At 65.3% G+C, this 24410-nt stretch carries 34 protein-coding genes; 11 read left to right on the plus strand and 23 right to left on the minus strand.

Going from position 1 to position 24410, the window contains the following annotated elements; translation table 11 throughout:
• Window positions 1-24: 24 nt before the first annotated feature.
• The 5 genes from H3H45_RS18565 to H3H45_RS18585 all read right to left on the minus strand — a co-directional run bounded on the left by H3H45_RS18565 (window position 25) and on the right by H3H45_RS18585 (window position 2229).
• The gene (locus H3H45_RS18565; protein WP_182835184.1) at window positions 25-810 is read right to left on the minus strand and encodes an OmpA family protein; all 786 of its coding nucleotides are present in this window, start codon (window positions 808-810) and stop codon (window positions 25-27) included.
• Window positions 807-1208: a DUF4398 domain-containing protein gene (locus tag H3H45_RS18570; RefSeq protein ID WP_182835185.1), complete on the minus strand. Its 402-nt coding sequence runs from the start codon at window positions 1206-1208 to the stop codon at window positions 807-809. The genes H3H45_RS18565 and H3H45_RS18570 overlap by 4 nt, the downstream gene beginning before the upstream one ends.
• Before the next feature lie 73 nt (window positions 1209-1281).
• Window positions 1282-1632: a hypothetical protein gene (locus H3H45_RS18575; RefSeq protein WP_182835186.1), complete on the minus strand. Its 351-nt coding sequence runs from the start codon at window positions 1630-1632 to the stop codon at window positions 1282-1284.
• Window positions 1633-1762: 130 nt separating this feature from the next.
• Window positions 1763-1978, minus strand: coding sequence for a CsbD family protein (locus H3H45_RS18580; RefSeq protein ID WP_328822417.1), 216 nt, complete (start codon window positions 1976-1978; stop codon window positions 1763-1765).
• A complete protein-coding gene (locus H3H45_RS18585) occupies window positions 1975-2229 on the minus strand; it encodes a hypothetical protein (protein ID WP_182835187.1) in 255 nt (84 codons plus the stop codon). The genes H3H45_RS18580 and H3H45_RS18585 overlap by 4 nt, the downstream gene beginning before the upstream one ends.
• 269 nt (window positions 2230-2498) lie before the next feature.
• On the opposite strand from H3H45_RS18585, the gene H3H45_RS18590 reads away from it, so the two are divergent.
• From H3H45_RS18590 to H3H45_RS18600, 3 genes are read left to right on the plus strand one after another with little or no spacing between them, the layout of a single operon-like run.
• Window positions 2499-2870: a DUF883 family protein gene (locus H3H45_RS18590; protein ID WP_182835188.1), complete on the plus strand. Its 372-nt coding sequence runs from the start codon at window positions 2499-2501 to the stop codon at window positions 2868-2870.
• A gap of 18 nt (window positions 2871-2888) precedes the next feature.
• Entirely contained in the window at window positions 2889-3353 is a 465-nt protein-coding gene (locus H3H45_RS18595; RefSeq protein WP_235983815.1) for a phage holin family protein, read from the plus strand.
• Window positions 3350-3664, plus strand: coding sequence for a hypothetical protein (locus H3H45_RS18600; protein ID WP_182835189.1), 315 nt, complete (start codon window positions 3350-3352; stop codon window positions 3662-3664). The genes H3H45_RS18595 and H3H45_RS18600 overlap by 4 nt, the downstream gene beginning before the upstream one ends.
• A gap of 52 nt (window positions 3665-3716) precedes the next feature.
• On the opposite strand, the gene H3H45_RS18605 is transcribed toward H3H45_RS18600, so the two are convergent.
• Window positions 3717-4289, minus strand: coding sequence for a ferritin-like domain-containing protein (locus H3H45_RS18605; RefSeq protein ID WP_182835190.1), 573 nt, complete (start codon window positions 4287-4289; stop codon window positions 3717-3719).
• A gap of 233 nt (window positions 4290-4522) precedes the next feature.
• Between H3H45_RS18605 and H3H45_RS18610 the strand changes: the two genes are divergently transcribed.
• Window positions 4523-4732, plus strand: a complete 210-nt coding sequence (locus H3H45_RS18610) for a hypothetical protein (RefSeq protein ID WP_182835191.1) — start codon at window positions 4523-4525, stop codon at window positions 4730-4732.
• 54 nt (window positions 4733-4786) lie between these two features.
• Window positions 4787-5128, plus strand: a complete 342-nt coding sequence (locus H3H45_RS18615) for a hypothetical protein (protein WP_182835192.1) — start codon at window positions 4787-4789, stop codon at window positions 5126-5128.
• A gap of 269 nt (window positions 5129-5397) precedes the next feature.
• Here the strand turns inward: H3H45_RS18615 and H3H45_RS18620 are convergent, their stop codons facing one another.
• On the minus strand, window positions 5398-6105 hold the full coding sequence (locus H3H45_RS18620; protein WP_182835193.1) for an alpha/beta fold hydrolase: 708 nt from the start codon (window positions 6103-6105) through the stop codon (window positions 5398-5400).
• A 212-nt stretch (window positions 6106-6317) separates the two neighbouring features.
• Here H3H45_RS18620 and H3H45_RS18625 point away from each other — a divergent pair, with 212 nt between their 5' ends.
• A complete protein-coding gene (locus tag H3H45_RS18625) occupies window positions 6318-6872 on the plus strand; it encodes a hypothetical protein (protein ID WP_182835194.1) in 555 nt (184 codons plus the stop codon).
• A 60-nt stretch (window positions 6873-6932) separates the two neighbouring features.
• Here H3H45_RS18625 and H3H45_RS18630 read toward each other — a convergent pair whose 3' ends face one another.
• From H3H45_RS18630 to H3H45_RS18695, 14 genes are all read right to left on the minus strand, one after another.
• Window positions 6933-7091 carry a DUF3309 family protein gene (locus tag H3H45_RS18630; protein WP_182835195.1) on the minus strand — a complete coding sequence of 53 codons (159 nt, stop codon included), beginning with the start codon at window positions 7089-7091 and terminating at the stop codon, window positions 6933-6935.
• 127 nt (window positions 7092-7218) lie between these two features.
• On the minus strand, window positions 7219-8106 hold the full coding sequence (locus H3H45_RS18635) for a hypothetical protein (RefSeq protein ID WP_182835196.1): 888 nt from the start codon (window positions 8104-8106) through the stop codon (window positions 7219-7221).
• Entirely contained in the window at window positions 8103-9494 is a 1392-nt protein-coding gene (gene cls / locus H3H45_RS18640) for a cardiolipin synthase (protein WP_235983817.1), read from the minus strand. Before cls ends, H3H45_RS18635 begins: the two co-directional genes overlap by 4 nt.
• A gap of 157 nt (window positions 9495-9651) precedes the next feature.
• The gene (locus H3H45_RS18645) at window positions 9652-10491 is read right to left on the minus strand and encodes a BON domain-containing protein (RefSeq protein WP_235983819.1); all 840 of its coding nucleotides are present in this window, start codon (window positions 10489-10491) and stop codon (window positions 9652-9654) included.
• A 111-nt stretch (window positions 10492-10602) separates the two neighbouring features.
• Window positions 10603-10815, minus strand: a complete 213-nt coding sequence (locus tag H3H45_RS18650; RefSeq protein WP_182835197.1) for a CsbD family protein — start codon at window positions 10813-10815, stop codon at window positions 10603-10605.
• Complete coding sequence (locus tag H3H45_RS18655; RefSeq protein WP_182835198.1) at window positions 10812-11063, minus strand: hypothetical protein; 252 nt, start codon at window positions 11061-11063, stop codon at window positions 10812-10814. The genes H3H45_RS18650 and H3H45_RS18655 overlap by 4 nt, the downstream gene beginning before the upstream one ends.
• Before the next feature lie 135 nt (window positions 11064-11198).
• A complete protein-coding gene (locus tag H3H45_RS18660; protein WP_182835199.1) occupies window positions 11199-11921 on the minus strand; it encodes a S1 family peptidase in 723 nt (240 codons plus the stop codon).
• Between the two features lie 22 nt (window positions 11922-11943).
• The gene (locus H3H45_RS18665; protein WP_182835200.1) at window positions 11944-13248 is read right to left on the minus strand and encodes a cation:proton antiporter; all 1305 of its coding nucleotides are present in this window, start codon (window positions 13246-13248) and stop codon (window positions 11944-11946) included.
• A gap of 74 nt (window positions 13249-13322) precedes the next feature.
• Window positions 13323-14480 carry a phospholipase D-like domain-containing protein gene (locus H3H45_RS18670; protein ID WP_182835201.1) on the minus strand — a complete coding sequence of 386 codons (1158 nt, stop codon included), beginning with the start codon at window positions 14478-14480 and terminating at the stop codon, window positions 13323-13325.
• Window positions 14477-15052, minus strand: coding sequence for a YceI family protein (locus H3H45_RS18675; protein ID WP_182835202.1), 576 nt, complete (start codon window positions 15050-15052; stop codon window positions 14477-14479). The genes H3H45_RS18670 and H3H45_RS18675 overlap by 4 nt, the downstream gene beginning before the upstream one ends.
• 196 nt (window positions 15053-15248) lie before the next feature.
• The gene (locus tag H3H45_RS18680) at window positions 15249-15563 is read right to left on the minus strand and encodes an amidase (RefSeq protein WP_182835203.1); all 315 of its coding nucleotides are present in this window, start codon (window positions 15561-15563) and stop codon (window positions 15249-15251) included.
• Window positions 15560-16675 (minus strand): serine hydrolase domain-containing protein, encoded by a 1116-nt coding sequence (locus H3H45_RS18685; RefSeq protein ID WP_182835204.1) that lies wholly within the window; start codon window positions 16673-16675, stop codon window positions 15560-15562. The genes H3H45_RS18680 and H3H45_RS18685 overlap by 4 nt, the downstream gene beginning before the upstream one ends.
• A gap of 98 nt (window positions 16676-16773) precedes the next feature.
• Window positions 16774-17559, minus strand: coding sequence for an oxygen-binding di-iron domain-containing protein (locus H3H45_RS18690; protein WP_182835205.1), 786 nt, complete (start codon window positions 17557-17559; stop codon window positions 16774-16776).
• Window positions 17560-17808: 249 nt separating this feature from the next.
• Window positions 17809-18690: an acyl-CoA dehydrogenase middle domain-containing protein gene (locus H3H45_RS18695; RefSeq protein WP_182835206.1), complete on the minus strand. Its 882-nt coding sequence runs from the start codon at window positions 18688-18690 to the stop codon at window positions 17809-17811.
• A gap of 365 nt (window positions 18691-19055) precedes the next feature.
• On the opposite strand from H3H45_RS18695, the gene olsB reads away from it, so the two are divergent.
• Both olsB and H3H45_RS18705 read left to right on the plus strand, forming a co-directional pair.
• Window positions 19056-19811: an L-ornithine N(alpha)-acyltransferase gene (gene olsB / locus H3H45_RS18700; RefSeq protein ID WP_173211689.1), complete on the plus strand. Its 756-nt coding sequence runs from the start codon at window positions 19056-19058 to the stop codon at window positions 19809-19811.
• A 100-nt stretch (window positions 19812-19911) separates the two neighbouring features.
• The gene (locus H3H45_RS18705) at window positions 19912-20685 is read left to right on the plus strand and encodes a lysophospholipid acyltransferase family protein (RefSeq protein WP_182835207.1); all 774 of its coding nucleotides are present in this window, start codon (window positions 19912-19914) and stop codon (window positions 20683-20685) included.
• An 81-nt stretch (window positions 20686-20766) separates the two neighbouring features.
• Here the strand turns inward: H3H45_RS18705 and H3H45_RS18710 are convergent, their stop codons facing one another.
• Both H3H45_RS18710 and H3H45_RS18715 read right to left on the minus strand, forming a co-directional pair.
• Entirely contained in the window at window positions 20767-21363 is a 597-nt protein-coding gene (locus H3H45_RS18710; RefSeq protein WP_182835208.1) for an acyl carrier protein phosphodiesterase, read from the minus strand.
• Complete coding sequence (locus tag H3H45_RS18715; RefSeq protein ID WP_182835209.1) at window positions 21360-22400, minus strand: AraC family transcriptional regulator; 1041 nt, start codon at window positions 22398-22400, stop codon at window positions 21360-21362. Before H3H45_RS18715 ends, H3H45_RS18710 begins: the two co-directional genes overlap by 4 nt.
• Window positions 22401-22527: 127 nt before the next feature.
• Between H3H45_RS18715 and H3H45_RS18720 the strand changes: the two genes are divergently transcribed.
• The 3 genes from H3H45_RS18720 (at window position 22528) to H3H45_RS18730 (ending at window position 24357) form a co-directional block, all read left to right on the plus strand.
• The gene (locus H3H45_RS18720) at window positions 22528-23709 is read left to right on the plus strand and encodes an alkane 1-monooxygenase (RefSeq protein ID WP_182835210.1); all 1182 of its coding nucleotides are present in this window, start codon (window positions 22528-22530) and stop codon (window positions 23707-23709) included.
• Window positions 23706-23873: a rubredoxin gene (locus tag H3H45_RS18725; protein WP_182835211.1), complete on the plus strand. Its 168-nt coding sequence runs from the start codon at window positions 23706-23708 to the stop codon at window positions 23871-23873. Before H3H45_RS18720 ends, H3H45_RS18725 begins: the two co-directional genes overlap by 4 nt.
• A gap of 178 nt (window positions 23874-24051) precedes the next feature.
• Complete coding sequence (locus H3H45_RS18730; protein WP_182835212.1) at window positions 24052-24357, plus strand: ArsR/SmtB family transcription factor; 306 nt, start codon at window positions 24052-24054, stop codon at window positions 24355-24357.
• Window positions 24358-24410: the final 53 nt, after the last annotated feature.

Consider the following 24410-nt stretch of genomic DNA (forward strand, 5'->3'; position numbering starts at 1 on the left):
CACGAGTTACACGGACGCTGTGTCTTAACGCAGGGAGCTGAGGGTGTTGCTGATGATCACCTCCACACGCCGATTCAGCTGGCGACCGGAAGCCGAGTCATTGCCCGCCACCGGGGAGTTCTCGCCCTTGCCGGAAGCATCCAGGCGGCTGGAGGCCACGCCCTGGCGTTGCAGGTAGGCCTTTACCGACTCGGCTCGGCGCTGCGACAGGTTGAAATTGGCGTCGTCGCTGCCGACATTGTCGGTATGCCCCTCGATCAGTACATCGCGATCGGGATGCTGCTGGAGAAACTGCGCCAGCCGGCCCAGATCGTTGGCGCCGGCACTGCGCAACTCCGAGCCGCCAGTGGTGAACAACAGGTCACCGATGGTCATGACCATGCCGCGTTCGGTCTGCTTGGCATTCAGCGCATTGAGTTGACGCTGCAGTTCATCGGCCTCTGCGGTACGCGAATCCAGACGGGCGCCCTCGCGCTGCTGGCTGAGCAGCTGGCGCTGGTCTTCATAAAAGCGTCCCTGGGCCACGGCACGGGCAATTTCCACCTTGCGGTCAGCCATCACCACCAGGTGCTGGCCCAGTGCCTGTTCTGCATCATTGCCTTTGCGCGGCTGCTCGGCGGCAATCACCGCGACTTCCGCGTCCTTGAGAGCCACCGGGGCACGGTTGGCCAGCTCGGCATCGCCTTGCAACAGGGTCAGCTTGTCACGGGTGGCGGCAGCGCCTTGTGGTGCGCTCGGTGAGGCACAACCAGCGATTGCCACACAGATGGCCAGCGCGCTGAAGAGATGGAGGTTCTGCACAGTGTTCATTGTTGTACTCCCGTGTTGCGTTGCATTTCCTGTTTCAGGCTGTCGGTACTTTTACGCATCTCGTCGTTCACCACCTTGGCTTTGGCGGCCTGGGACCTGGCCAAGGCCAGTTCGGCCTCGGCACGGGACTGCTGGGCCAGGCGTTCGGCGAGCAGCATCTCGTCCAGCTTCACCGCGTTATTGGCGGCCAGCAGTTTGTCGCGGGCCACGCCCAGCTCCGGTGCGGCGTAATCGGCAACGCGGGCACGCTCGGCATTGCTGATCGCCGATTCGGCGGCCTGCAGGGCCTGGCTGGGCGGTTCGGGTGAGGCACAGGCGCCAAGCAACAGCAGGCCGGCACAGGCGCCGAGCAGGCGTAACGCGGTAGTGCGGTGAGTAGGTTGCGGGGGCAGGTTCATGGTGTTGTCCTCGAAGGCAACAGCGCTGCAACGGAGCAGCCGCTGTGCGGGTGGGTGTGCCAAATACGCAGGCTCAGAAACTGAAGCCGCGCACCAGCAAGCGGTCGCTGGCGGTGATGGCCGCCTGCAGTTCGAAACTTTCCAGCTCCACGGCATGCAATGGCTCGTGCGCGGGCAACCACTCGACGGGTTGCTCGAGTGCCGCCACGCAGCACGGAGAATCACTGCAGCCCTGACCCTCGTCATGGGTCGCCAGCAGGCCCTGGCTATGTACCGCCAGGGCATAGGTTTTCCACACCAGCGCCTGCTGGCGTGCCGCCGCAGCGTCCTGGGACAGGCTCAGGGCAACGGCCAGGCTGCCGACCGCCAACATCGCCAGGGCCAGGCCGAAGGCGAGCATCAGAGTGCGCGAATAGGTGCTCATGCTGTTTCTCCAACGAGCGTGACGGCTGTTTGCGGCGCCACGCCGAAAAAGGTGGAAACTCCACTGAAAGCTCCAGATGCCGAGGTCCACAGCGATGGACGAAGCGTCAGGCAGCCTGGCTCAGCTCAGCTCAACACTTGCTCTTCTCGATGAACGCCTTGACCTGGGCATCGGCTTCGTCACGCGAGAAGGCGTAACGCGCCTGCAACAGCCCCGCCAGGCGCAGAGCCTGGCCTCGACTGATCAGCCGCTGGTTGTCGGTCAAATGGCCCCAGGCCAGCGTGACCACCCCGATCTGCTGCTTGCATTGGCCACACAACTTGGCGGCACTGGGCAAGCCGCTCACTGATACGGCTCGATGCTGGCAAATCGCTCATCGTCCTCGGCGGGGCCTGCATAGCCGTCCAGCAGCTCTTCACGCTCACTACGCCTGGGTTCCTTGATCTCCGGTCGGGGATCGAGCAGCGGGTCGTGCTGCTCGCCTGGCAGTGGCTGCTGCAGCGGATCGCCGACAGGTGGCTGAGTGACGTCCGGATTCGGTCGCTCTGCAGGCGAACCAGGTGTTACGGGGCGATGCGGATCAATCGGCTTGTGCATGGTGACCTCCTGTAGACCCCCCGGCAGCGAGTAAAGGACGCAACTCGGGATGAGGACGATGCCAGCCCGTCTAGGGCCCGTCCGTACGCTGGCGCGCATAAGCGCAGCTAATTTCCCCCTTTGCAGGAAAATATTGGCGTCCGTTCGCTGACGCACAGACGCTCTGGCTCGCAGCGCCCAGGCTTGCCAATCACCGCGTCAACCGACTCGCCTTACCAGCGGTTGCGTACCCGCTGCCTTGCGGCGATGCCATCCAGAAGGAGTCAACCATGCACAATCCGACGAACATCAACGAGCCAGGCAACCTCGGCCAAGGCGCCAACAGCGCCAAAAGCAACCATGCCGGCACGCAGTCCAGCGTATCCCGCGAGTTTCACAACTTCCTCTCGGACATTGAGGACCTGATCAAGGAAACCACCTCGCTGACCGGCGACGACCTGGCGCGTGCACGGGTCAAGCTCAATGCCCGGATCGCCAGCGCCAAGGCTACCGCCGAGGACATGGGTGAAACGGTGGTGCAACGTGCCCGGCAGACCGCCAACGTGACCAACGCCTACGTCCACGAGCAACCCTGGAAAGCCGTCGGTGCCAGTGCCGCCATCGCCTTCTTGTTCGGTCTCGTGATCGCGCGTCGCAGCTAGCCATAGCCAGCCTGCGCAATGACCCAACAACCTGAGGAGCACGCGGCGCCCGTCGATGAGACGCGCGCCGATGCGCAGGCCCACCTGGGCCCGCCGCCTAACGATCTCAACCTGTTCGCGCTGCTGCGTCTGCTGCGCTCGGCAGGCCGTGCGCTACTGGCGCAAACGGCTCTGCATGGGCAACTGGCGCGGGTGGAGTGGGCAGAAGAACGCAATCGCCTGCTGCAGATGCTGCTGGCCACCCTGTTCGGCTTTGCCTGTGGCCTGACCCTGCTGCTGCTGTGCAGCACCCTGGTACTGGTGCTGAGCTGGGCCACCCCCTACCGGATTCCCGCGTTGCTCGGCCTGCTGCTGGTGCATGGGCTCGGCTGCGCCGCTGCCTGGTACCGCTTCCGGCTGCTGGCGGCACGCAGCAGCGCGAGCTTTGCCGCCACCCGCGAAGAGCTGGCCGCGGATCTGGCCCTACTCAAGAGCAGGTTATGAGCACAGACCCCGTCACCACCCTGCGCGAGCAACGTCTGGCCCTGCGTCAGCGCCTGCTTGTGCAACGTCAACGCATCCGTCATCTGCTCGCGCCAAGCGGCCCGGCGGACGATGTCTTTCCACGCAGCCTGACCATGCGCCTGATCACCCAGCGCCCCGCCGTGGCTTTGCGCCTGGCCTCGCAAGTGGCCATGGTGCTGCTCGGCCCGCGCCTGGTGCGCGGCCTGGGCGGTGCCCTGCTGCTGGCCAGGCTGCTGCATTCGGCCACGCACAACCCGCCGCTGCTGCCAGCGCCCGACGACGAGCGCTAGGGTCGGTTGCCGTTTCGCTCACAGCCGAAACGGCACCCGACCCTGGACAGCTTCACTCAAGGATCGCGGCGTGCGGCGTCCAGGGTTTGACCGGCAGGGTTTCCAGCAGGTCGGCCAGTTCGTCGGCGTGTTCCTCTTCCACCGCGAGAATGCCCTTGAGCAACAGGCTGGTGGTCGGGTCCTCATCGCCGAGGTACTGGATCAGCTCGCGGTAGCTGTCGATGGCAATACGCTCGGCCACCAGATTCTCCCGAATCATCTCCAGCAGCGAAGCGCCCGCCACGTACTCCGCATGGCTGCGGCGACTCAGGCTGTCCGGGGCGAAATCCGGTTCGCCGCCCAGCTGCACGATACGCCCGGCCAGCAGGTCGGCATGGCCCTGCTCCTCGTTGGAGTGCAGGAGGAACTCATCGGCGACGCTTTTGCCGTGAATCCCCCGCGCCATGAAGTGGTGGCGCCGGTAACGCAGCACGCAGACGATTTCCGTGGCCAGGGCCTCGTTGAGCAGCCGGAGCACCTCGTTACGGTCAGCCGTATAGCCGGCGGTGACGGCCCCTTGTTCGATATGTTGACGGGCCTGCTGGCGCAGGGTTTCGACACTGCTTAAAGGCGCTTTGCTATGCATGACGGTCACCTTGTCTGTGGGCTGTCCAGCTTGCCCGCAGTACCTGGCCTGGTCGGTGCGGCGGCGTACAGAGTTCGGCGCCTTGCCACGCCGCTGGCGCGTGCAACAGCCGTTGCGGCTAGCGGGGCCGGCTCGGTGATTGGCGTACTGAGTTCGATGGCGTACAGACCGAGCCCCTGGCGGCGCGCAGGATGAAACAAACCACCGCAGCATGCGCTGCAGCAGGCCACGCAATGAACGGCATGATCGAATCCCACCTGGTTCAGCACATCAATGCGCAGTGCCACCCACTGCTGCTCTATCTGCACAAACTCAGCGGCATCCGCTACGCCGCCACCTACGAGTCGACCTGCAGCTACGAGCTCAGCCCGATCCACGGCGAACCGCAGCACGCCAGCATCCAGGAACTGGCCAATACCGAGGTCTGGCAGTTGCTGCCCTAACCCCTATCCGGCAAGGCACTCCCGTGTCGTGCCCCTACAACACGAGGAATGACCATGAGCAGCTTCAGCATCGAAGGCTGGTGCAAACCCAGTGGCGCAGAACAGTCCACGCCGATCGAGCACATCGAGTTCTATCTGAATGGCGACGATCACCTGCACCTTGAACAGGCCGAGGAACAGCTGCAGCAGGGGCACGCCAAGGAAGTCATGGTCGAGGTCGACCTGGACACGCTGGACCTGCACCTGCCCGTGGGCTACGGGCCGTTGGCCGACTGCAAGCTGCGCGTCTATCTGCGCGAGGATGACCAGCGCGGCCAGTTCCACCTGGTCGGCCATCGCCTCAACGATGGCAGTCTGATCTACAGCAACGCGGTTCTTATCGATCAATTGATGTAAGAGCCTGTCCACGTCTCCCGGGGCCCGCGCGCACCCAGGTCGACGCGGGGTTGCAGAATGCGTAGATACTGTTTTCCAGCACAAGCTTTTGTAGGAGCCAGCTTGCTGGCGATCAGCGGGACGCTATCTGCGTATCGCCAGCAAGGACTAGGCGTCCCCCTGGCTCCTACAGGATCAGGCCGTAGGGCGGGGTGGATGACGCTCTGTTGATCCACCACCGGCTCCCCCGGTGGATCGCTGAAGCACGATCCACCCTAGGCGGCTCGCGCTCAGCCTGGCAAACGCTGCAACCAGGTCTCGAGGGCGCGGGTCACCGCCTGCGGCTGTTCCAGGCAGGACAGGTGGCCACACTCCTTGATCATCACCAGTTGTGCGCCGACGATGGCCGTAGCCAGCTCCTGGTGCAGGGTCAGCGGCGTGATGGCATCTTCCCAGCCGCACAGCACCAGGGTCGGACACTTGATCTGCACCAGCCCCAGGCGGCTGTCGATACGCCCGAGCATGGCCCGTTGCTGGCGCAGGAACACCTCTCGGCCGAGACTGTGGGCCATGGCCGTGATCACCTCGAGCAGCGCCGAATCACGCAAATGTGCAGGGTGCACGAACTTCGGCAGTAGGCTGATCACCAACGCGGCAAAGTCCTCTTCAGCCTGCCCCATGAGGTCGATGCGGGCCCGCTTTGCGGCATCACTGTCGGCCTGTGCGCTGGTATCCAGCAAGGCCAGGCCGAGCACGCGTTGCGGCGCGCGGCGCAGGATCTCCAGGGCGACATAACCGCCCATGGACAAGCCCGCCAGGGCAAAGCACTCGGCAGGCGCCTGGGCCAGGACCTGCTCGGCCAGCCCGGCAATGGAGTCGGCCTGGCTCAGGTCGGCGACCGTGATATGGGCCCGATCGGCCAAGTCCGCCGCCTGTTGTTGCCAGAGCCGTGCATCGCAGAGCAGCCCCGGCAGCAGGAGAAGATGTGGCTTGTGCATGGCTATGCCTCGCGAAGGTGGCGCTGCCGGAACCCCCGTGGCCCCGGCTCGATACCCATCAGCATGCCTTGGCCAAGCTCTGCATCACCGTGCGCCAGCGCACCCAGGCCGGCCACGCGCGCCTGCGTTCGCGGGCGCACAGACGGCAAGGACGCGGGCGCCCAGGCTCGGGGCTCAACCGTCGCGTACGGTTCCCGCCTTGGAGTACCACCATGGATCGTTATTGCCACAACGTCTCGGGTTTCTTCCCCCAGCGTGCGCCGGCCGAAAGCACCCTGGCGCAACTGATTCAACGTGGTTTGCACAACGAAGACCTGCAGATCTTCACCGGCGACGGCAATGCCCCGCCCGCCCCCACACCGCAACGCCGCAGCAATGGCGTACTGAAGGACATGCTGGTCGTGGGCGCCATCGGCGCCGGCATCGGTATCGGCCTGGGCGCCGCAGTGGAGATGATGCTGATCGTCAACGACATCAACCTGTTCAGCGCCAGCCCGCTGCTGGCGCCGCTGATGCTGCTGGGTTGGGGCGCGTTCATCGGGGCTTTTCTCGGCAGCGCGATTGGCGCGGCGCGGGGCCCGGGCGCGCCGGGCGGGAGGTTCACCGAAATGATCAGCGGGGCCATCACTCAGGGTGACGTGGTGCTGGTGGCGAAAACCTACAACGAGCAGGAAACCGCCATCGCCCGTGAGGTGATCAAGGCATCGGCAGGCGAGTACAAGGACATCGACATGGTCATTACACCGCGCGAAGTCCGCCTCGAATAATGGGCTAACGCCTATGCCCAGACCTGCACGTACGCGTGTACGCACAGGTCTGGGCAGCGTTCAGATACGCCCGAGCAACAACAGCACGATCAGGATGATCACCACCAGCCCCAGGCCTCCGCTGGGCGCGTAGCCCCAGCTGCGACTGTGTGGCCAGGCCGGGATGACGCCGATCAGCAGCAGGATCAGGACGATCAACAGTATGGTACCCAAGCTCATGGGATTCCCCTTGCAGCGTGAAGAAATGGACGGGTTTAGCAGGCGGTGCAGCGTTGCCCTACATGCTCACAGCATGGGCGCACGGCGTGCGGTTGATCTGTACGCCGTCGCACACACAGGGCCTCTTTCACTCGACCACCGTCCCCTGCTGCAAGGCCTGCTGGCGTTCGATCTCCTGATATTTCATGGCCAGGTAGTCCGCCCGTTCCAACTCGTGTAGCTGGCGTGGATAGCGCTCGACGCCACTGTGCCAGTCGTTCAGGCGCTGTTCCTGGCGTGCTGCAGCAGGCAGCCCCAGGGCGCCCAGGTAGGCATCCACCGCCAGGTAGTAGCGCATGGTGTTGCGCTCGACCACACCGCGCATGTCGCCCTGGTAGACCGGCTGGCCGCTGGCGGTCTGGCCGATGATGCTGAAGCCGACCTTGTCGCGCCCGGTGGTGGCCAGGTAGCCCTGCATGGCCAGGTTGGCCGCGGCGCCATAGGTATAGGCGTAGGACAGATGGAGAAAGCTGCGCTGCTCATCCAGCGCCAGCACTTCGAGGACGATGCGGTAGTCGCGGGTGCCCAGCGGCCCCTCGGCGGCCTGCAGCGCTACGCGCAGGTAGTCGGCAGTCGCGGCCTGGACCTGGTAGCGAAACGCGAAGGGGTAGGCATCGGCCAGCGCTTGATCGAACTTGCGCCCGACATGCAGCTTGAGCACGGCCTGGGCGCCGGCCGCCGAGGCGTGGCAGCCCTTGACGTTGAGGTGCAGGATCAGCAGCTCGCACCACTGCTCGATGCCCTGCAGCGCCGGGCCGGCCTTGGCGAAGGGCTGGGCCACTTCGGCGTAGATATCACCCTGCAACTGGTTGTCGGCCTGGCTCGACTCCAGGTACAGCGGGCGCTGGAACTGGTTGCTCGCCAGTTGCGCCGCCAGCGCCTGGTGGCGGGCGCGCAGGGTCGGCGCATCAGCCGCCTGCAACAGGCCGCTCGGGGCGCACAGCAGCATCAGGCACAGCAGGCGGGTCGGGGTCATAGCCAGTACTCCCAGAGGCGGGCGAACAGTTCCTGGGCGCGCACCGGGTAGGCGCGGTCCTGCCAGGCCTGCAGAGTGATTTCGCGCGACTTGGCCAGATCGGCGCGAAACACCGCGCGCATTTTTTCGCCGAAGTCGGTGCCGAGCACCACGGCGTTGACTTCCTGGTTGTGCAGGAAGCTGCGCCAGTCGAGGTTGGTCGAGCCGACGGTCGACCAGACGCCATCGATCACCGCGGTCTTCACGTGCAGCAGCGCATCGTGGCGCTCGTACAGGCGCACGCCGGCCTGCAGCAGTTCGTCGTAGTAGGCGCGGCCGGCGTGGAACACCAGCCAGGAGTCGGTGCTGCTGGGCAGCACCAGGCGCACGTCGACGCCGCGCGTCACCGCCTCCTTGAGGGTGGCGAGCAGCTGCGGGTCGGGTACGAAGTAGGCGTTGGTCAGCCAGATCTCGCTCTGCGCACTGCGCAGGGCAGAGATCAGGGTGACGTAGATCAGGCTGTAGGGATCGTCCGGCGAACTGCCGATGGCGCGCACCACTTCGTTGCCGCGCGGTTCGAGTGGCGGGAAGTAATGCCGCGCCACCAGCGGCGGGCCGTGCTGCTTGGCCCAGGTGATGATGAACAGTTTCTGCAGCTCGCCGACCACCGGCCCTTCCAGGCGCAGGTGGGTGTCGCGCCAGGGCAAGGCCTGCTCCGGGTCGGCCTGGCTGCCCAGGCGCAGCGAGCTGCCGGAGTACACGCTGCTGATATTGACCCCGCCGAGAAAGGCGATGCGCCCGTCGATGATCAGCAGCTTGCGGTGGTCGCGCTGGTTCATCTCCCAACCGGCCTTGGCGGTCAGCGGATTGACCGGGTTGAACTCGACGATCTGCACGCCGGCCTCGCTCAACTCCTTGAAGAACGCCTGCGGTGTGCCCAGGGTGCCGACGCTGTCGTGGATCAGGTTGACCTGCACACCGGCGCGCTGCCGGGCGATCAGCGCCTGGGCGAAACGCTTGCCGACCTCGTCGCCGTCGAAGATGTAGCTTTCCAGGTTGATATGGTCGCGGGCCGTGTCGATCGCCGCGAGCATCGCCTGGTAGGTGTTCGGCCCGTCCTGCAGTAAGTCGACCCGGTTGCCGGTCATCAGCGGGCTGCCGCTGATCGACTCCTCGATCGCCAGGTGCAGGTCGAAGATATGGGTCGGCGCGCCGCTGGCCTGCAGGCGCTCGATGACGGCCTTGCTGCGTGCCGCCGACAGCGGCCCGGCGCTGCTGTCCAGGGCCACGGGCGACTTGCTGTGTGCCATGTCCGGCACCAGGGTCGGCAATACGCTGCATGCCGTCAGCTGCGCCAGGCACAGCAGCATAGGCAGCAACTTCAGCTTCAAGCAGCCGACGCTGGACATAAAAAACCCTCCGGACAATGGAGGGCTATGGAGTTAGCGCGGCCCGGCCAGCAAGGCCCGGTGCGTGACAGCAGCCTCTCCCTGGAATCGGTGCAAACGGATCGCCACGCCGCCGCTGATGCGCCGGCGTGATGACCCCGCAGCAAGGTGCGCTGCGTTAAAACAGCAGCTCTTTGGACTGCACGCTTTTCACCCCGCGCACGTTCTGCGCGAGTTCGATCGCCAGGTCGCGCTCGGCGCCGTTATTGACCTGGCCGCGGAGGCTGACCACGCCATTGTTGGTGGTGACATCGATGGCCGTACCGGCCACATTGCTGGAGTAGAGCAGGGTCGACTTGACCTTGGTGGTGATCCAGCTGTCGGACATGTCATCGCCGGCTTCATCGGCCATGCTCTTGCCACTTTCGGCCAGGGTCGGCTTCAGGGCATTGACCTTAATCTGGTTATCCACCGCGACCACCCCTTGGGTATTCTTCGCGATGCGCCCGGCCAGGTCGCGCTCGGCGGCGTTCTGGGCGGTGCCGCGCAGGGTCACCCGGCCGTACTTGGTATCAACATTGGTGGACATGCCATCGGTACTCTTGCCCCACATCAGCTTCGACTTGATGGTCGCGGTGATGCCGGCATCATCGATGGTATCGCCGAAGCTGCGCTCGGTGCCTGGTTTGGCCGGCTGGTAGTCGGCGTTGACCACGATCTGGTTGTCGACCTCGGTGATGCCCTTGACGCCCAGGGCGATCTCGTTGGCCAGGTCCTTGTTGACGTCTTCGGCAACATTGCCGGTCAGCGTGGCCTTGCCGTTGTCCACCGTAACCTTGAGGTCATTGGCGCGCAGGTAAGGGCTCAGCGCGTAGGTGGTCCAGATCTGGGTTTCCTGGCGGGCATTGGTGACTTCCTGAGAAGCCGAGGCCGCGATGACACCAAAGCTGGTGGTGGCCATCGCCATGGCGATAGCGGAGGCGAGGAATAGTTTGCGCGGTTGCTTGTGCATGTTCATGGTGTTTCTCCACTCGGGAAAAGACGTGATGCCTTGAGAGCAGTCAAGTGACTGTTCCCGACGAACCCGGCCCACCGCTGCACCTGGGCGCAACGGTGAAGCGGGCTTACATCAGCATTTGCATTTCTTGATGAAACTCTTGACCTGCTCGTCCGCCTCTTCACGGGTGATGGCGTAACGCTCCTGCACCAGGCCGGCGAGTTTCTGGGCATGACCTTCGGATTTCAGCAGCTCATCCTCGGTCAACTTGCCCCAGGCAATCTTGGCGGCGCCTACCTGCTGCTGCCATTTGCCCTTGAGTTCGTCCGTGCTGGGAAGGCTCATGATTTCTTCGGCTCCTGACTCATCAGATCGTCATCACCCTGGGCCGCACGCGGCGGCGCTTTGACCGGGTCCTTGGCGAGCGGCTGCTGAGCCTGACGGTTATCCTTGGCGGGGCCCTGGTTGCCGTCCTGCTTGTTCAGGGTATTGGCCTTGTAGAACGGCTGGGTGCTGCTGTTGCCGCCCTTCTGGGTCGGCGCAGCCGTTTTGCTCGGGCTGCCGGGAGTGCGTTGATCAATAGGCTTGTTCATGGTGACCTCTGGAATCCTGAGCGCCGCGAAAATGCGGCAATCCGGGTAGAGGACAATGGCAGGCGGGGAAAAGGCTGTCGGTGCGCTACCGAGCTTAGAACCTGTTCTTAGGGCGGATTCAATGCGAGTCGCGGCTCACGCGGTAAGGGTCAGCAGGATGTCGGCATACCAGGTGCAGTTGAGGCCCAGCGCCTCATCCAGGACGAGGTCGCGCGTGCCCAGATCGAGGCGCGCCGAATGCACGCCGAGCAGCAGCCAGGGCAACTCGGCCTGCCCCGGCATGCGCATGACCACCGGCGCACCACTGGTGCCCCGGTGGGTGCGTGCATCGGTGAGGAAATAGCCCTGCCCCTGGAAGCGCAGGCCGAAGGAAGACGCCACCACCGCATGCCGCACCACCGGCATGTGGTGCAGGGTATCGTGGAAGCCCAGGGGGAACCCCACCACCAGCAGCGAGGTGCCGACCTCGACGGGCTGATCGGCACGGGGCAGGTGCGCCGGGGTAAAGGCGTAATAGATCATCGCCGCCGGCAGCGCCGCCCGCTCGATCTCGATCACCGCCACATCGATCTCACCGGCGCCATCCTCGCCCTGACGCCACAGGCTCTTGCCGTCGCGATACAGCGGGATGGAGAAGCCGGTGGACTGCGCCACGTTGTGCAGGTCGGTATGCACCTCGATCTCGATGCGGTCGGGAAAATGCTGGCTCGGCTCGTCGATCATCACGTGCCGGCTGGTCACCAGGAACAGGCGCTCGTCACGGGCGAAGAAGAAGCCGCTGGCGCTGGTCAGCAGGTAACTGCCGTCGAAGGTGCTGATGCGCGCGGCAGTCAGCAGCAGGGATTCAATCTTTGCCATCAGGCCATACGCTCCAAGTCACTCATGCTTTATCGCCGCGCAGATACCAGCGCATCAGCGGCCCTACCGAAATCCCGTGCAGCACAATCGAGGCCGCCACCGTCAGCAGCGTCAGGCTGACCAACTGCTCGGCCAGCGCCCCGCTCACCCCCTGCTGCAGGGCAAACATCAGGTAGAAGAGCGAACCAATACCACGAATCCCGAACCAGCAGGTCATGCTGCGCTGACGCGGCAGCATGGGTTCGCCCAGGGTACCGAGCAGCACCGCCACGCTGCGCAGCACCAGCAGCAACAGCGGAATGAACCAGAGCATGTTCAGGGTGGGCTGGGTGTAGGCCAGCATCGCTCCCACCAGCAGCACCAGGGCCAGCTCGGCGAGGCTCTCCAGCTGCTCATTGAACCCTTGCACCGCATGGCTCATGGCCTCGCTGGCATGGTGCGAATGAGCGGCCAGCTCATCCTCGCTGTGCCCGCTCAAGCGCGGCGCCGCACCGAGGGAGGCGGTACCGCGCTGCGGCTGTTCCCTGACCCGTTGCAAGGCCAGGCCGGCGGCAAACACCGCGAGAAAGCCGTAGGCCAGGCACAGTTGCGCCGCACCATAAGCCACGGCGATCAGACCGAGCGAAAGAAATTCGTCGAGGCCCAGCGCCAGGCTGTGCCGGGTACGCAGATAGACCACCAGCTTGCCGATCAACGCCCCGGCCAGGGCACCGATCAGCAGGCCGCCGAGGGTGGCCCAGAGCAGGTCGATCAACCACCAACGCCAGCCGCCGGCGCCCAGTTCATGCAGCCCAAGCAGGCCGAGGCCGAGCATGACGAAGGGAAAGGCCGTGCCATCGTTGAGGCCGCCCTCGCCCGACAGGCTGAAACGCAGGCGATCCGGATGGGCACTGAGTTTGGTCTGCACCCCGGAAGCCAGTACCGGATCGGTCGGCGCGAGGATCGCCCCGAGCAGCACCGCGCCACCCAGCGACAGGCCCAGGCCCCAGACACCGACCAGGGTAATCAGGCCGACGGTGAGCGCCATGGAGACAAAGGCCAGGCGCAGCGGCAGCAACCAACGGCGGTTGCGCAAGGGCACCGCACCCATGCTCAGACCGACATTGAACAGGGAAATCAGCACCGCCAGCTCGGCAGCCCAAAGCAGCAGCGTGACATGCTCGGCCGGGTCCAGGCGCAGCACCGCCAACCCCAGCGGCCCCAGCGCCACACCCACTGCCAGGTAGACCATGGCACTGCTGAGCAGCAGGCGGGCCAGCAGCGTACGCACCAGCACCATGCTGATCAGCAGGACACCCAGCAGGAAGAACCAGAAGGCGACGGACATGGCGGCAGGCTCTGGAAGGAGGGGAACAGCTGTCCCGAGCATCCGCCTAGTGGGAGCGCTTTACTACCGATGATTTACCGACGACGGTCGAGCAGGTTGACCACCAGGCGATCCAGCCAGCCCCACAGGCGCTGGCGGATCCGACTGAGCAACGGACGTTGGTGCCAGTCCTGCAGGGTGATTTCCTGGCTGGCGGCGAAATCGCTGACAAAGCACTCGGCGACCTCGCGACTGAACGCCGGGTCGAGGGTCTCCAGATTGGCGTCCAGGTTGAAGCGCAGGTTCCAGTGATCGAAGTTGCACGAGCCGACGCTGACCCAGTCGTCCACCAGCACCATCTTCAGGTGCAGGAAGCGTGGCTGGTACTCGTAGATGCGCACCCCGGCCTTGAGCAGACGGGGGTAGTAGCGCTGGCCGGCATAGCGGATCGGCGGATGGTCGGTATGCCGGCCGGTCAGCAGCAGACGCACCTCCACGCCACGGCTGGCGGCCTTGACCAGGTAACGGCGGACCTTCCAGCTGGGCAGAAAATACGGAGTGGCCAGCCAGATGCGCTGCTTGGCACGACTCACGCTGCGCAACAGCGAGTGGGCAATATCGCGGTGCTGGCGGGCGTTGGCATAGGCCACCCTCCCCATGCCCTGCCCCGCCTGCGGGCTGGGCGGCAGGCGCGGCAGGCCCGAATTGCCATCGGCACGCCAGGGCTGGCGCCCCTCGCAGGCCAGCCACTGGAAATCGAACAGCAGCAGCCAGTGGGCCACCAGCGGCCCTTCGATGCGCACCATCACCTCGTGCCAGGCGCTGACACTGGCTTGCGGGTCCCAGAACTCGTCGGTGGAGCCGGTGCCGCCGACAAAGGCGACCCTCTCGTCCACTACCAGGATCTTGCGGTGGTCGCGGTACAGGTTGCGTACCCCGCGCCGCCAGCGCAGCGGGTTGTACAGGCGCAACTCGACGCCGGCGCTGGCCAGGCGCTGGCGCAATGCCTTGCCAAAGCCCAGGCAGCCGAAGCCGTCGAACAGGCAATGCACCGCCACGCCGCGCCGCGCCGCATCGACCAGGGCGTTGACCAGGGCCTCACTGCAACGGCCGTCTTCGGCCAGATACAACTCCAGCGCCACCCGTCGTTCGGCCAGCGCAATGGTCGCCAGCATGGCGGGAAAGAACGCCGGCCCGTCGACCAGCAGCTGAAAGTGGTTACCGCCTTTCCAGGGGAAGATGCTGCCCGTCATCGCGAGGTAAAAATCAGCACGGCTCCCACCGGTACCGACAGGCTGATGGAAGATAGCCGCGCCGTCTTGCGCAGGGCCTCGACGCCATCGGCCAGGCCAAATTCATCGGCATGCAGCACCAGCGGCGCCAGGGTCACCACCTGAAAGCGCCGGTCATCCAGGCGAGTGGCCAACAATTCGACCATGTAGCCGCGTTTGCGTCCGCTGATTTCCACCTGGATCGGCAGGCTCAGCTCCAGCTGGGCGCCGGGGGCCAGGTCGGTGATTGGCGCCAGGCCGAGCTGAGCCATGATCTTCGCCTCGGGGAAGCTGTCGACCTGGAACAGCAGATTACGCAAACGCTCATCGCGCACCGGAATGCCGGTGCTCACCGACTCCAGTTCGACACGCATACGTACCGCGCCCTTGGCATCGACCTTGCCATGCAGGGTGAGGAAACGATGCACCTCGGAGAGGTTGCCGGCCTTGGTGGAAATGAACGACAGGCGCGAGGACTCGTTATCCAGGTACCAGTCGGCCTGCGCCGGCAGGGCCAGGCAGGCGGCTATCAGAAAGGCATAGAGCTTGGACATGGGCTCACTGGGCTTGGCTATTTCAGCGCAACGATAGCGGCCCGGGCCGGCAATGCAAAGCCTGCCGCCCCGGCCATTGCGTAATGCTGTTCACTCAAAGCGCTTGGCTCCCCTCTCCCGTTCACGGGAGACGACTGCATGGAGGCAGGAGGTAGGGCGACGCAGGAAGCCAAAGCCGAGGAGCCGGGGGAGAGAGTTAGGGCTGCAGCTGACAGCCCTCGCGCACGCCGAGCCAAAGCGCCGTATGGCTGCTGCCGAGGCTGCTAGCGGTTACCTGCTTGCCGGCGGCATCGTCGAGCAATTCGCTGAGCGGCAGGTACTGTTTGATGTAGCCGGCGCAATAGTCGGCCGGATTGCCGACCACGTAGCGACAGGAGCAGTACTCCTTGGCCGAGTAGGCGCCGATGATGCCGGGGAAGGCCATCAGATGGACGCGGTAGCTCCAGCCGAGCAACGCCAGGATCAGCAGTGCGAGCAAGCCAATGGCAAGAAACGGATGGCGCTTGATCATGGCTGTTCTCCGGCAAAGGCGGCCAGGGCCCGCTTGAGCAATTCGTTGTGCTGGTAGCTGCCGTCACGGTCATCGGCGTAACGCACGATCACCAGTTTCTGCTCGGGCAGCACATACAGCCCCTGGCCCCAGTGGCCGAGGGCGGCGAAGGTGGTTGCCGGCGCATCCGGCCAGGGCTTGGCGCTCTGCGGCAAGGCCACGTTGAGCCACCACTGGCCACCGGGTACGGCGTCATTGGGCTTCTGCGGATCGGGCTGATAGTTGGCGAACGGCGTGCGGTTGAACGCCACCCAGGATGCCGGCAACAGCTGGCGCTCACCCCAGCGGCCGTCGCGCTGCATGAGCAGGCCGACACGGGCCAGGTCGCGGGCACTCAGGTAGGCGTAGGAGGAAGCAACCAAGGTGCCGCTGGCGTCGCGCTCCCAGGTCGCCGAGGTGATGCCCAGCGGCTCGAACAGCGCGGTCCAGGGATAGTCGCGATAAGTCGGCTCACCGAGAATCTGCTTGAGGGCCGCGGACAGCACATTGCTGTCACCGCTGGAGTAGCGAAATTGCGTGCCGGGCACGCTATCCAGTTCGTGCGTGGCGGTGAAGGCGGCGCTGTCGCCACGGCCACGGGTGTAGAGCATGGCCACCACCGAGGACGTCAACGGCGCGTATTCGTAGCCTTCCTGCCAGTCGAGACCCGAAGCCCAGTTGAGCAGGTGGCCCATCTTCACCGCCGGATGCTTGGCGAACGGCGGATAGTGCTGCGCCACCGGATCGTCCAGCTTGAAGCGGCCTTCGCCGTAGGCCACGCCGAGCACGCTGGCGAACAGGCTCTTGCTGATCGACCAGGCCAGGTGCGGGGTCTGCGCGTTGTTCGGCCCGGCATAGCGCTCGTAGACCAGCACGCCATCCTTGATCACCAGCAGCGCATCGGTACGCACACCCAGACGGGTGCTGTCATCACGGGCGGGAAAGGCGTAGGCCTCCAGCGCCTCGAGCGCGGGGCTCGGGGTGACCGGTTGGCTGGACCACTCGGCAGCCGGCCAGCTTTCGGCCAGCGCCTGGCTGGCAGCCAGCACGCAGAGGCCGGCCAGGCTCAGGCGACGCATCAGGGCAAGGGACATCGGGCGTTCTCACGGCAATCGAAAGCCGCGACCCTAGCACGTGGCCGATGAAGAACAACAGCATCGGCAAGCAACACTGCTGTGGCAGCGTCCGCCCCTCAATCCGGCAGGCGGTAGTCTTCCTGAGTCAGCAGATCCAGGCCGCAGTCCAGGCGCTCGATCCAGTCGAGGAAGGCATTGATCATCGCCTCGCCGACAAAGGGCCGGCCGTGCTGCGGCACGATCATCGCCACGTTCATCTCGCGCACCATCTGCGCCCAGAAGCGGCAGGCCTTGTTGCTGGCCATGTAGCGGCGGTGGAAGCCGGCCATGTTGGGGATGTGGTTGACGAAGTCATTCACCGGGCTGGCATCGTCGACCATCGAGGCGCCCATGTCGCCGGAGAACAGGATGCGGCTGACCGGGTCGTACAGCTGGAAGTTACCCACCGAGTGCAGAAAATGCGCCGGCACGGCGTGCAGCTTGCACTTGCCGAGCGTGAACGACTGGCCGCGATCCGGCAGGGCGATGATGCGGTCGTAGGTGTTGATGCCGTGACTCAGCGCCAGGTAGTTGGCCGTCAGGTGCGGCAGGAAGCGCGCCCACAGCTTGGAGCAGATCACCCGCGCTTTGGTGTGCAGCAGCCACTTGTCCAGCGAGGCGATGATGTCCGGGTCCTGGTGCGAGGCGAAGATATAGGTCAGCGACTGCACCGGAATGTGCTTGGACAGCTCCAGCGACAGCGGCGTATAGGTCAGGTCGCCGCCCGGATCGAGCAGCAGGTACTGCTCGTTGTCGGTGATCAGGAACTGGTTGGATTGCACACCTTCGCCGCTGACCAGGTCATCGAACATCAGGCATTGGTGAGTGCCGTTATCAAACAGCACGATGGGCTCGCGGCGCATGGAAACCTCACAGGAAAATCGCGAGGCGACCATAGTCGAAGCCGACACTTGCCTCACTGACCTGGATCAAGCCGAGAGCTTCACGCAGGGCTCCGGTAGCCGGCCCACACCCTACATACTGTTATTCCGCACAAGCTTTTTTGTAGGAGCCAGCTTGCTGGCGATCAGCGGGACGCTGCCTGCCTATCGCCAGCAAGCTTCCTACAGTCCACCACCGCCGCACGGTGGGTCGGTGCAGCGCGCCCCACCCTAAACCTGCAGTGCAGCCTGGGCTTTCTCCTGGCGCTTCGCCCGCGCCGTGCGAGCGATTTCCAACAGGTTTCGATCGCGCTGCCACAGCGCCGCCCATTCGCCAGGTCCGGCGCTCATGGCAGCATCGATCTCCGGACGCAGCGCAGCAAACTGGGCGAAAAGCCCGGCCAGCAGCAGGTGGTTGCTCGGCGTAGTCGGGCACAAGCGGGTCACCTCCGCACACCCCGCCAGCAGGCCCAGCAGGCGCAGTTGCAGCGACTGTGCCCAGGCACTGTCCTGACCCACGCCGTACAGCCAGGCGGTCAGCGCGGTCAGTACGTGCAGGTCCTCGATGCTGCGGAAGGGTTTGACGTAGGCATCCCAGCCATCGCCCGGCAGGCGCTCGCAGTGGGCGTGTTCCAGGTGCAGGCGACCATGGCTGACATCCGGCATCAGCGGCAGCGCCGGTAGCGTTTCGATGCACACCCCCGGCGCGCCATTGCGCACCACCCCGACGGCCAGGCGCGGCCGTGCCCCCTCCTCGTCTTCGCGCGCCGCCACCAGCAACCAGTCGGCGGCCTCGGCGGCGGTGACGAAATCCTTGCGCCCGGACAGGTGCAGATCATTGATGCGCGTGCTCATGTCCGCCGGGCGAGTGCTCTTGTTCTCGGTCACGCACAGCGCGCCCAACGACCAGGGCGCCGCCGGCCACAGGGCACGCAACGCTGCCTGGTAACCGGCTAGAAAAGCCAGCCCCGGCGTCGCTGCCAAACGCCCACCGAGCAAGGCCAAGGTGAACGGAGTGGCCTCGCCGAGCCGCTCCAGCAGCGCGGCGTACCAGCTTTCCAGGTCGCTCGCTGGCAGGCGATCGCGGGTTTGCAGCAAGGGTTGCCAGGGCATTGCAATAATCCTCTACCGAGTCGATGTACGGCCTCGCGAGCTAGAGCCAGGCAAGGCAAGGCAAGGCAAGGCGAAATTGGGCGAGGACGCGGAGTTTACAAAGCGTAAATGAGCAGTACTCGCTTCACTCGCCCTCCGGGTCGCGCTAAAGCGCGTTAGCGGCAAGCCGCTTTCCGAGCCCAATTTACCAGCCTGCGGCTGTTACTGCGTTGCAACACAGCCTGGCCGACGCGCAGCAGGACGTGGCTGTCACGCAAGCATCACCAAAGCTTCACGGAGGTGACACCGGCGCTTCCTAGCCTGAGCTTGCCCAACAAAGTCGACTGGCCGCAACTCTTTGAAGGCCGGCTTACGGAGGCTACATGATGACCGAGAGCGCCCGCACCCGCGACACCACTGCCGAACGCCGCCTGCACGCCGAACGTCTGCTCGGGGCCGATGCCCTGCGCGAGGCCCAGGCTCTGCGCTACAGCGTTTTCAGCAGCGAATTCGACGCCAAGCTGAATGGCGCCGAGCTCGGCCTGGACATGGATGACTATGACCCGCACTGCCAGCACATCGGCGTGCGCGACCTGAACAGCGGCCGCCTGGTCGCAACCACCCGCCTGCTCGACCACCACGCCGCGGCCAGCCTGGGCCGCTTCTACAGCGAGGAGGAGTTCTGCCTGCACGGCCTGGCCCATCTCGAAGGGCCGGTGCTGGAACTGGGCCGCACCTGCGTCGACCCGGCCTACCGCAACGGCGGCACCATCGCCGTGCTGTGGAGCGAGCTGGCCGAAGTGCTCAACGAAGGCGGCTACCGCTACCTGATGGGCTGCGCCAGCATCCCCATGCAGGACGGCGGCATCCAGGCCCAGGCGATCATGCAGCGCCTGCGCGAGCGCTACCTGTGCAACGAACACCTGCGCGCCGAACCGAAGAAGCCGCTGCCGAGCCTGGATGTGCCGAGCAACGTCATCGCCGAGATGCCGCCCCTGCTCAAGGCCTACATGCGCCTGGGTGCGAAGATCTGCGGCGAACCGTGCTGGGACGAGGATTTCCAGGTGGCCGACGTGTTCATCCTGCTCAAGCGCGACGAGCTGTGTCCGCGCTATGCGCGGCACTTCAAGGCCGCGGTATAGCGCTCCCCTCGCCCACTTGTGGGAGAGGGGCACCCCTCCACCATTACCCTATAGCGACCGCGAGCAGTCACTCACGGCGGCACCCTAACCAGGCTCAGCGATGAACAAATTGCGTCTTTACCTGCGCCTGGCCCGCTTGGCCGGCGTACTGCTACTCGGCCTGCTATTGGCCAGCGGGGTCGCCCTGGCTGAACGCCTGCGCCGCCACGATTTGCTCGGCCTGCGCCAGCGCCTGACCTGCTGGTTCCTGCGCCGCCTGAGTCATGCCCTGCCCTTCGACGTCGAGTTGCAGGGCAAGCTGCCCGGCGAGCCGATGCTGTGGCTCAGCAACCATGTGTCGTGGACCGACATCCCGCTGCTCGGCCAACTGCTGCCTCTGTCCTTCCTGTCCAAGGCCGAGGTGCGCACCTGGCCGCTGGCCGGTTGGCTGGCGCACAAGGCCGGCACCTTGTTTATCCGCCGCGGCTCGGGTGACAGCGCCCTGCTCGCCCGCCAGCTGCAGCGCTACCTGCAGGGCGGCCATGCGCTGCTGATCTTCCCCGAGGGGACCACCACCGACGGCCAGCAGGTGCGCACCTTCCACGGCCGCCTGCTGACCGGCGCCATCGAAGCCGGCATGCCTGTGCAACCGGTGGCGATCCGTTACCTGCGCGCGGGCAAGCCCGATCTAATTGCGCCCTTTATCGGCGACGACGATTTGCCCTCGCACCTGCTGCGCCTGTTCGCCAGCGAACGCAGCACGGTGCAGATCCAGCTGCTCGAACCCATCGCCAGCCACGGCCTGGAGCGCAATGCCCTGGCCCGCCAGGCGCAGCGCGCGGTGCAAGTGGCGCTGTTCGGCGAGCTCAGCGAGCAAGCCCAGCAAGCCGCCTGAAGCCCCCGCACATTTGTAGGAGCCAGCTTGCTGGCGATCTATTGATAGCCGTGCGGTAAAGCATCGCCAGCAAGCTGGCTCCTACAACGGCAGGCCTGGGTCGCGGTTTATTGCCCGGTCTGCAAAGCACCGCAGTTCGGGATAGAAGGCGCGAAAATCCTCCTGCAACGGCTCATAAAGCCGTTCCAGCTCGGCCATCGCGCCGTCCAGCAGTTGTGGGCGCGACAGGCGCCGGCTCATGCCCCACAGCACCTGTTCCAGCACGGCGAAATCGCGGTAGCTGCCCAGCCAGTCCTGCTGCGCCATGCGCGGGGCGATATGCGCCAGGCGCGGCGGCAACTCAGGCTGTTCGGCCAATACGGCATAGACCCGCGCGGTGAACTGCGGCAACGGTTCGGCGGCGTAGTCGTGCCAGTGCCGGGCCAGGCAGTGATCGAAGAACAGGTCGAGGAGAATCCCCGAAGTACGCCGCCGCTCGGCCGGGAAGCGCGCGCGGGCCCGCTCGGTCAGCGGGTGGCTGTCGGTGAACACATCGATGCGCCGGTGCAGGCGGATGGCAGCCTCGATCTCGGACGGAAAGCGCCCCTCCAGTCGACCTTTGACGAAGTCGCCATACAGGCTGCCCAGTAGTTGCGCGGGCTGGTCGCCGCCCAGATGCAGATGGGCCAGGTAGTTCATCGGGCGGGCCCGGCGAGCTGGCCGTTGCGCCAGGCATTGGGCGTCATCCCCAGCCAGCGGCGGAAGGTGCGGCTGAAGTTGCTGGTGTCCTGGTAGCCCAGGCGCTCGGCCACCGCCTCGACGCTCAGCGGGGTGTTCAGCAGCAGCCAGCAGGCCAGCTCCTGGCGCACCTCGTCGAGCAACTGCTGGTAGTTGCTGCCCTCATCGCGCAGGCGGCGAATCAGCGTGCGCTCGGACAGGTGATACTCGTCAGCCAACTGGCCCAGGGTCGGGTAGCGCCCCTCGCAGGCCAGCAGGCGCAACTGCACGCGGGTGGTCCAGTCGCCGCCCTCGCGCACGCCGAGCAACTGGTGTTCGCAATCGCGCAGGGCAATGCGCGCGGCCTGCGGGTCGGCACTCAGGCTCGGCCGATCCAGCCACGCCAGCGGCAGGCTGACGCTGTAGCAGTCGGCAGAAAACTCCACGCCCGGACCGAGCAGCTCGCGGTAGCGCGCGCCCCAGTCTGGTTCGGCAAAAGGGAAGGTGAAACGCAGCTCGCCCACCGGCAACGCGCCGCAGACCGCTTCGAGCAGACGCAGGAAGGTGCCGGCGATGGTCGCCAGAATGTGCTCGCGCACATCGCCCAGATCGAACTCCTCGTCGGCGCGCACGCAATAGCGCTCGCCTTCCAGGTAACCGGTCAGGCGCAGGCTGCTCAGGCGCAACACGCTGAAGCGTTCGAGCACCTGCAGCACGCCACGCAGGTCCGCGCAGGCCAGGGCCGCATAGCCGACCGGACCGTGGGCGGAAACCTGGGTGGCGCAGCCCACCTGCAGGCCCAGCCAGGGGCAGTCGGTGAGCTGCACGGCACGCCGCACCAGGCGCTGCACCTGGGCGAAGTTGAGGGCGCGGTTGTCGCTGTGCAGCTGCGTCCAATCCAGCCCGGTGCCAAGCAGTATCTGCGCCTCGTCGAAGCCGCGCTGACGCAATGCGGCGCACAGCAGCCGCGCATAGATCGGGTGCAGGCAGGGTTGCAGCGGCGAGACGGTCGAGTTCATGGGGTGATCCAGCACCAGCCAGTCGGGCTGTCACCATATGACGATTTATTGCCCGGTACAACGGTACGTCATCTTCCCGGACAAGCGCAGTCTGGCCACAGGTCAAAGAACCTCTGGAGATAACAAGATGACGACCCTCGTTCCCACCCCGGCCATGGATCAGCCCTACCGCGACCGCAAGCGCTACCTGTGGCTGATCTCGCTGTTCGTCCCTACCCTTGGCCTGCTCGGCCCGGCGTTGTACCTGTTGGTTTCGGCCAATGTACTCTGGCTGTGGCTGTCGCCCGCGTTCTTCTATTTCGGTATCCCGCTGCTCGATGCGCTGATCGGCGAGGACCAGAGCAACCCGCCGGAAGAAGCGGTGCCGGGCCTGGAAGCCGACGCCTACTACCGCTGGATCACCTACCTGCTGGTGCCGCTGCTGTGGCTGGGCTTTATCCTCAACGCGATGTTCGTCGCCACCCAGGCGCTGCCCTGGTACGGCGTGCTGGCGATGATCATCACCACCGGCGGCGGCCTCGGCTTCGCCATCAACCTGGGCCACGAGATGGGCCACAAGAAGAGCGAACTGGAGCGCTGGCTGGGCAAGCTGGCGCTGGCACTGTGCTGCTACGGGCACTTCTTCGTCGAACACAACCGCGGCCATCACCGCGACGTGGCCACCCCGGTCGACCCGGCGTCCTCGCGCATGGGCGAACACATCTACCGCTTCCTCCTGCGTGAGATGCCCGGTGGCTACCGCCGCGCCTGGCAACTTGAAAAAGAACGCCTGGCGCGCTGCAACAAATCGGTGTGGAGCCTGGACAACGAGGTACTGCAACCGGCGCTGTTCAGCCTGGTGCTGTATGGAGGCCTGCTCGCCGTGTTCGGCCTGGTGCTGCTGCCCTACCTGCTGCTCACTGCCTTCTGGGGCGGCTTCCAGCTGACCTCGGCCAACTACCTGGAACACTACGGCCTGCTGCGCCGCAAGCTGGACAACGGCCGCTACGAGATCTGCCAGCCGCACCACTCGTGGAACAGCAACCACCTGTTCTCCAACTGGGCGCTGTTCCACCTGCAACGGCATTCCGACCACCATGCCCACCCGACCCGGCGCTATCAGTCGCTGCGCAACTTCCCCGATCTGCCGCGCCTGCCCAGTGGCTACTTCGGCATGTACCTGCTGGCCTACTGCCCGCCGCTGTGGTTCCGCGTGATGAACCCGCGCCTGCTGGCGGCGGTGCACGGCGATGTCACGCGGATCAACTTCCAGCCTGGCCTGCGTGAGCAGCTGATGCAGCGCTATGGCCTGCAGGAGCACGCGGCATGAGCCAGTACCTGTGCCCGGAATGTGGCTACCGCTACGACGAGCGCCATGGCGAACCCCATGAAGGCTATGCGCCAGGAACCACCTGGGAGGAACTGCCGGACACCTTCACCTGCCCGGACTGCGCGGTGCGGGTGAAGGCGGACTTTTCCAGGCTGGAGGACTAGCAGCCCCTCTCTCCTCTTCTGCGGCAGCGAGTTGATTCGCTGCCGCCATGCGCCTGCCTGCACTGCCCACGCCGAACGCATCAGCACTGTCGATAATCAGTATCGGCACAAACGATCTCCATATCGGAAAGACCCGATATACAGTTCGTCCCATCTCGATATACCGGTAACCCGCGTCATGAACACCCCGCTCGACCTCGACGAAATCATCAAGGCCCTGGCCCATCCCGTACGCCGGGAGATCCTGCAGTGGCTGAAGGAGCCGCAGAAGCATTTCGCCGACCAGGAACACCCGCTGGAATTCGGCGTATGCGCCGGCAAGTTCGAACGCTGCGGCCTGTCGCAGTCGAGCGTGTCGGCCCACCTCGCCACCCTACAGCGGGCCAACCTGGTGACCTGTCGCAAGGTCGGCCAGTGGAGTTTCTTCAAGCGCAACGAGGAGGTCATTCAGGCCTTTCTGAAAGACTTCAGCACTCAACTCTAAACACCCAGCCTGCCCCGCCAGGCCAATCCGTTCACCCCGTTTCAGGAGCCGGC

The organism is Aquipseudomonas guryensis (assembly GCF_014164785.1).
Taxonomy (GTDB): Bacteria; Pseudomonadota; Gammaproteobacteria; order Pseudomonadales; family Pseudomonadaceae; genus Aquipseudomonas; species Aquipseudomonas guryensis.

Excerpts from the sequence above, each read along its gene's own strand:
- H3H45_RS18565 (WP_182835184.1), bottom strand. The coding sequence starts at position 810 with ATGAACACTGTGCAGAACCTCCATCTCTTCAGCGCGCTGGCCATCTGT.
- H3H45_RS18570 (WP_182835185.1), bottom strand. The coding sequence starts at position 1,208 with ATGAACCTGCCCCCGCAACCTACTCACCGCACTACCGCGTTACGCCTG.
- H3H45_RS18575 (WP_182835186.1), bottom strand. The coding sequence starts at position 1,632 with ATGAGCACCTATTCGCGCACTCTGATGCTCGCCTTCGGCCTGGCCCTG.
- H3H45_RS18585 (WP_182835187.1), bottom strand. The coding sequence starts at position 2,229 with ATGCACAAGCCGATTGATCCGCATCGCCCCGTAACACCTGGTTCGCCT.
- H3H45_RS18590 (WP_182835188.1), top strand. The coding sequence starts at position 2,499 with ATGCACAATCCGACGAACATCAACGAGCCAGGCAACCTCGGCCAAGGC.
- H3H45_RS18595 (WP_235983815.1), top strand. The coding sequence starts at position 2,889 with ATGACCCAACAACCTGAGGAGCACGCGGCGCCCGTCGATGAGACGCGC.
- H3H45_RS18600 (WP_182835189.1), top strand. The coding sequence starts at position 3,350 with ATGAGCACAGACCCCGTCACCACCCTGCGCGAGCAACGTCTGGCCCTG.
- H3H45_RS18605 (WP_182835190.1), bottom strand. The coding sequence starts at position 4,289 with ATGCATAGCAAAGCGCCTTTAAGCAGTGTCGAAACCCTGCGCCAGCAG.
- H3H45_RS18610 (WP_182835191.1), top strand. The coding sequence starts at position 4,523 with ATGAACGGCATGATCGAATCCCACCTGGTTCAGCACATCAATGCGCAG.
- H3H45_RS18615 (WP_182835192.1), top strand. The coding sequence starts at position 4,787 with ATGAGCAGCTTCAGCATCGAAGGCTGGTGCAAACCCAGTGGCGCAGAA.
- H3H45_RS18620 (WP_182835193.1), bottom strand. The coding sequence starts at position 6,105 with ATGCACAAGCCACATCTTCTCCTGCTGCCGGGGCTGCTCTGCGATGCA.
- H3H45_RS18625 (WP_182835194.1), top strand. The coding sequence starts at position 6,318 with ATGGATCGTTATTGCCACAACGTCTCGGGTTTCTTCCCCCAGCGTGCG.
- H3H45_RS18630 (WP_182835195.1), bottom strand. The coding sequence starts at position 7,091 with ATGAGCTTGGGTACCATACTGTTGATCGTCCTGATCCTGCTGCTGATC.
- H3H45_RS18635 (WP_182835196.1), bottom strand. The coding sequence starts at position 8,106 with ATGACCCCGACCCGCCTGCTGTGCCTGATGCTGCTGTGCGCCCCGAGC.
- cls (WP_235983817.1), bottom strand. The coding sequence starts at position 9,494 with ATGTCCAGCGTCGGCTGCTTGAAGCTGAAGTTGCTGCCTATGCTGCTG.
- H3H45_RS18645 (WP_235983819.1), bottom strand. The coding sequence starts at position 10,491 with ATGAACATGCACAAGCAACCGCGCAAACTATTCCTCGCCTCCGCTATC.
- H3H45_RS18650 (WP_182835197.1), bottom strand. The coding sequence starts at position 10,815 with ATGAGCCTTCCCAGCACGGACGAACTCAAGGGCAAATGGCAGCAGCAG.
- H3H45_RS18655 (WP_182835198.1), bottom strand. The coding sequence starts at position 11,063 with ATGAACAAGCCTATTGATCAACGCACTCCCGGCAGCCCGAGCAAAACG.
- H3H45_RS18660 (WP_182835199.1), bottom strand. The coding sequence starts at position 11,921 with ATGGCAAAGATTGAATCCCTGCTGCTGACTGCCGCGCGCATCAGCACC.
- H3H45_RS18665 (WP_182835200.1), bottom strand. The coding sequence starts at position 13,248 with ATGTCCGTCGCCTTCTGGTTCTTCCTGCTGGGTGTCCTGCTGATCAGC.
- H3H45_RS18670 (WP_182835201.1), bottom strand. The coding sequence starts at position 14,480 with ATGACGGGCAGCATCTTCCCCTGGAAAGGCGGTAACCACTTTCAGCTG.
- H3H45_RS18675 (WP_182835202.1), bottom strand. The coding sequence starts at position 15,052 with ATGTCCAAGCTCTATGCCTTTCTGATAGCCGCCTGCCTGGCCCTGCCG.
- H3H45_RS18680 (WP_182835203.1), bottom strand. The coding sequence starts at position 15,563 with ATGATCAAGCGCCATCCGTTTCTTGCCATTGGCTTGCTCGCACTGCTG.
- H3H45_RS18685 (WP_182835204.1), bottom strand. The coding sequence starts at position 16,675 with ATGTCCCTTGCCCTGATGCGTCGCCTGAGCCTGGCCGGCCTCTGCGTG.
- H3H45_RS18690 (WP_182835205.1), bottom strand. The coding sequence starts at position 17,559 with ATGCGCCGCGAGCCCATCGTGCTGTTTGATAACGGCACTCACCAATGC.
- H3H45_RS18695 (WP_182835206.1), bottom strand. The coding sequence starts at position 18,690 with ATGCCCTGGCAACCCTTGCTGCAAACCCGCGATCGCCTGCCAGCGAGC.
- olsB (WP_173211689.1), top strand. The coding sequence starts at position 19,056 with ATGACCGAGAGCGCCCGCACCCGCGACACCACTGCCGAACGCCGCCTG.
- H3H45_RS18705 (WP_182835207.1), top strand. The coding sequence starts at position 19,912 with ATGAACAAATTGCGTCTTTACCTGCGCCTGGCCCGCTTGGCCGGCGTA.
- H3H45_RS18710 (WP_182835208.1), bottom strand. The coding sequence starts at position 21,363 with ATGAACTACCTGGCCCATCTGCATCTGGGCGGCGACCAGCCCGCGCAA.
- H3H45_RS18715 (WP_182835209.1), bottom strand. The coding sequence starts at position 22,400 with ATGAACTCGACCGTCTCGCCGCTGCAACCCTGCCTGCACCCGATCTAT.
- H3H45_RS18720 (WP_182835210.1), top strand. The coding sequence starts at position 22,528 with ATGACGACCCTCGTTCCCACCCCGGCCATGGATCAGCCCTACCGCGAC.
- H3H45_RS18725 (WP_182835211.1), top strand. The coding sequence starts at position 23,706 with ATGAGCCAGTACCTGTGCCCGGAATGTGGCTACCGCTACGACGAGCGC.
- H3H45_RS18730 (WP_182835212.1), top strand. The coding sequence starts at position 24,052 with ATGAACACCCCGCTCGACCTCGACGAAATCATCAAGGCCCTGGCCCAT.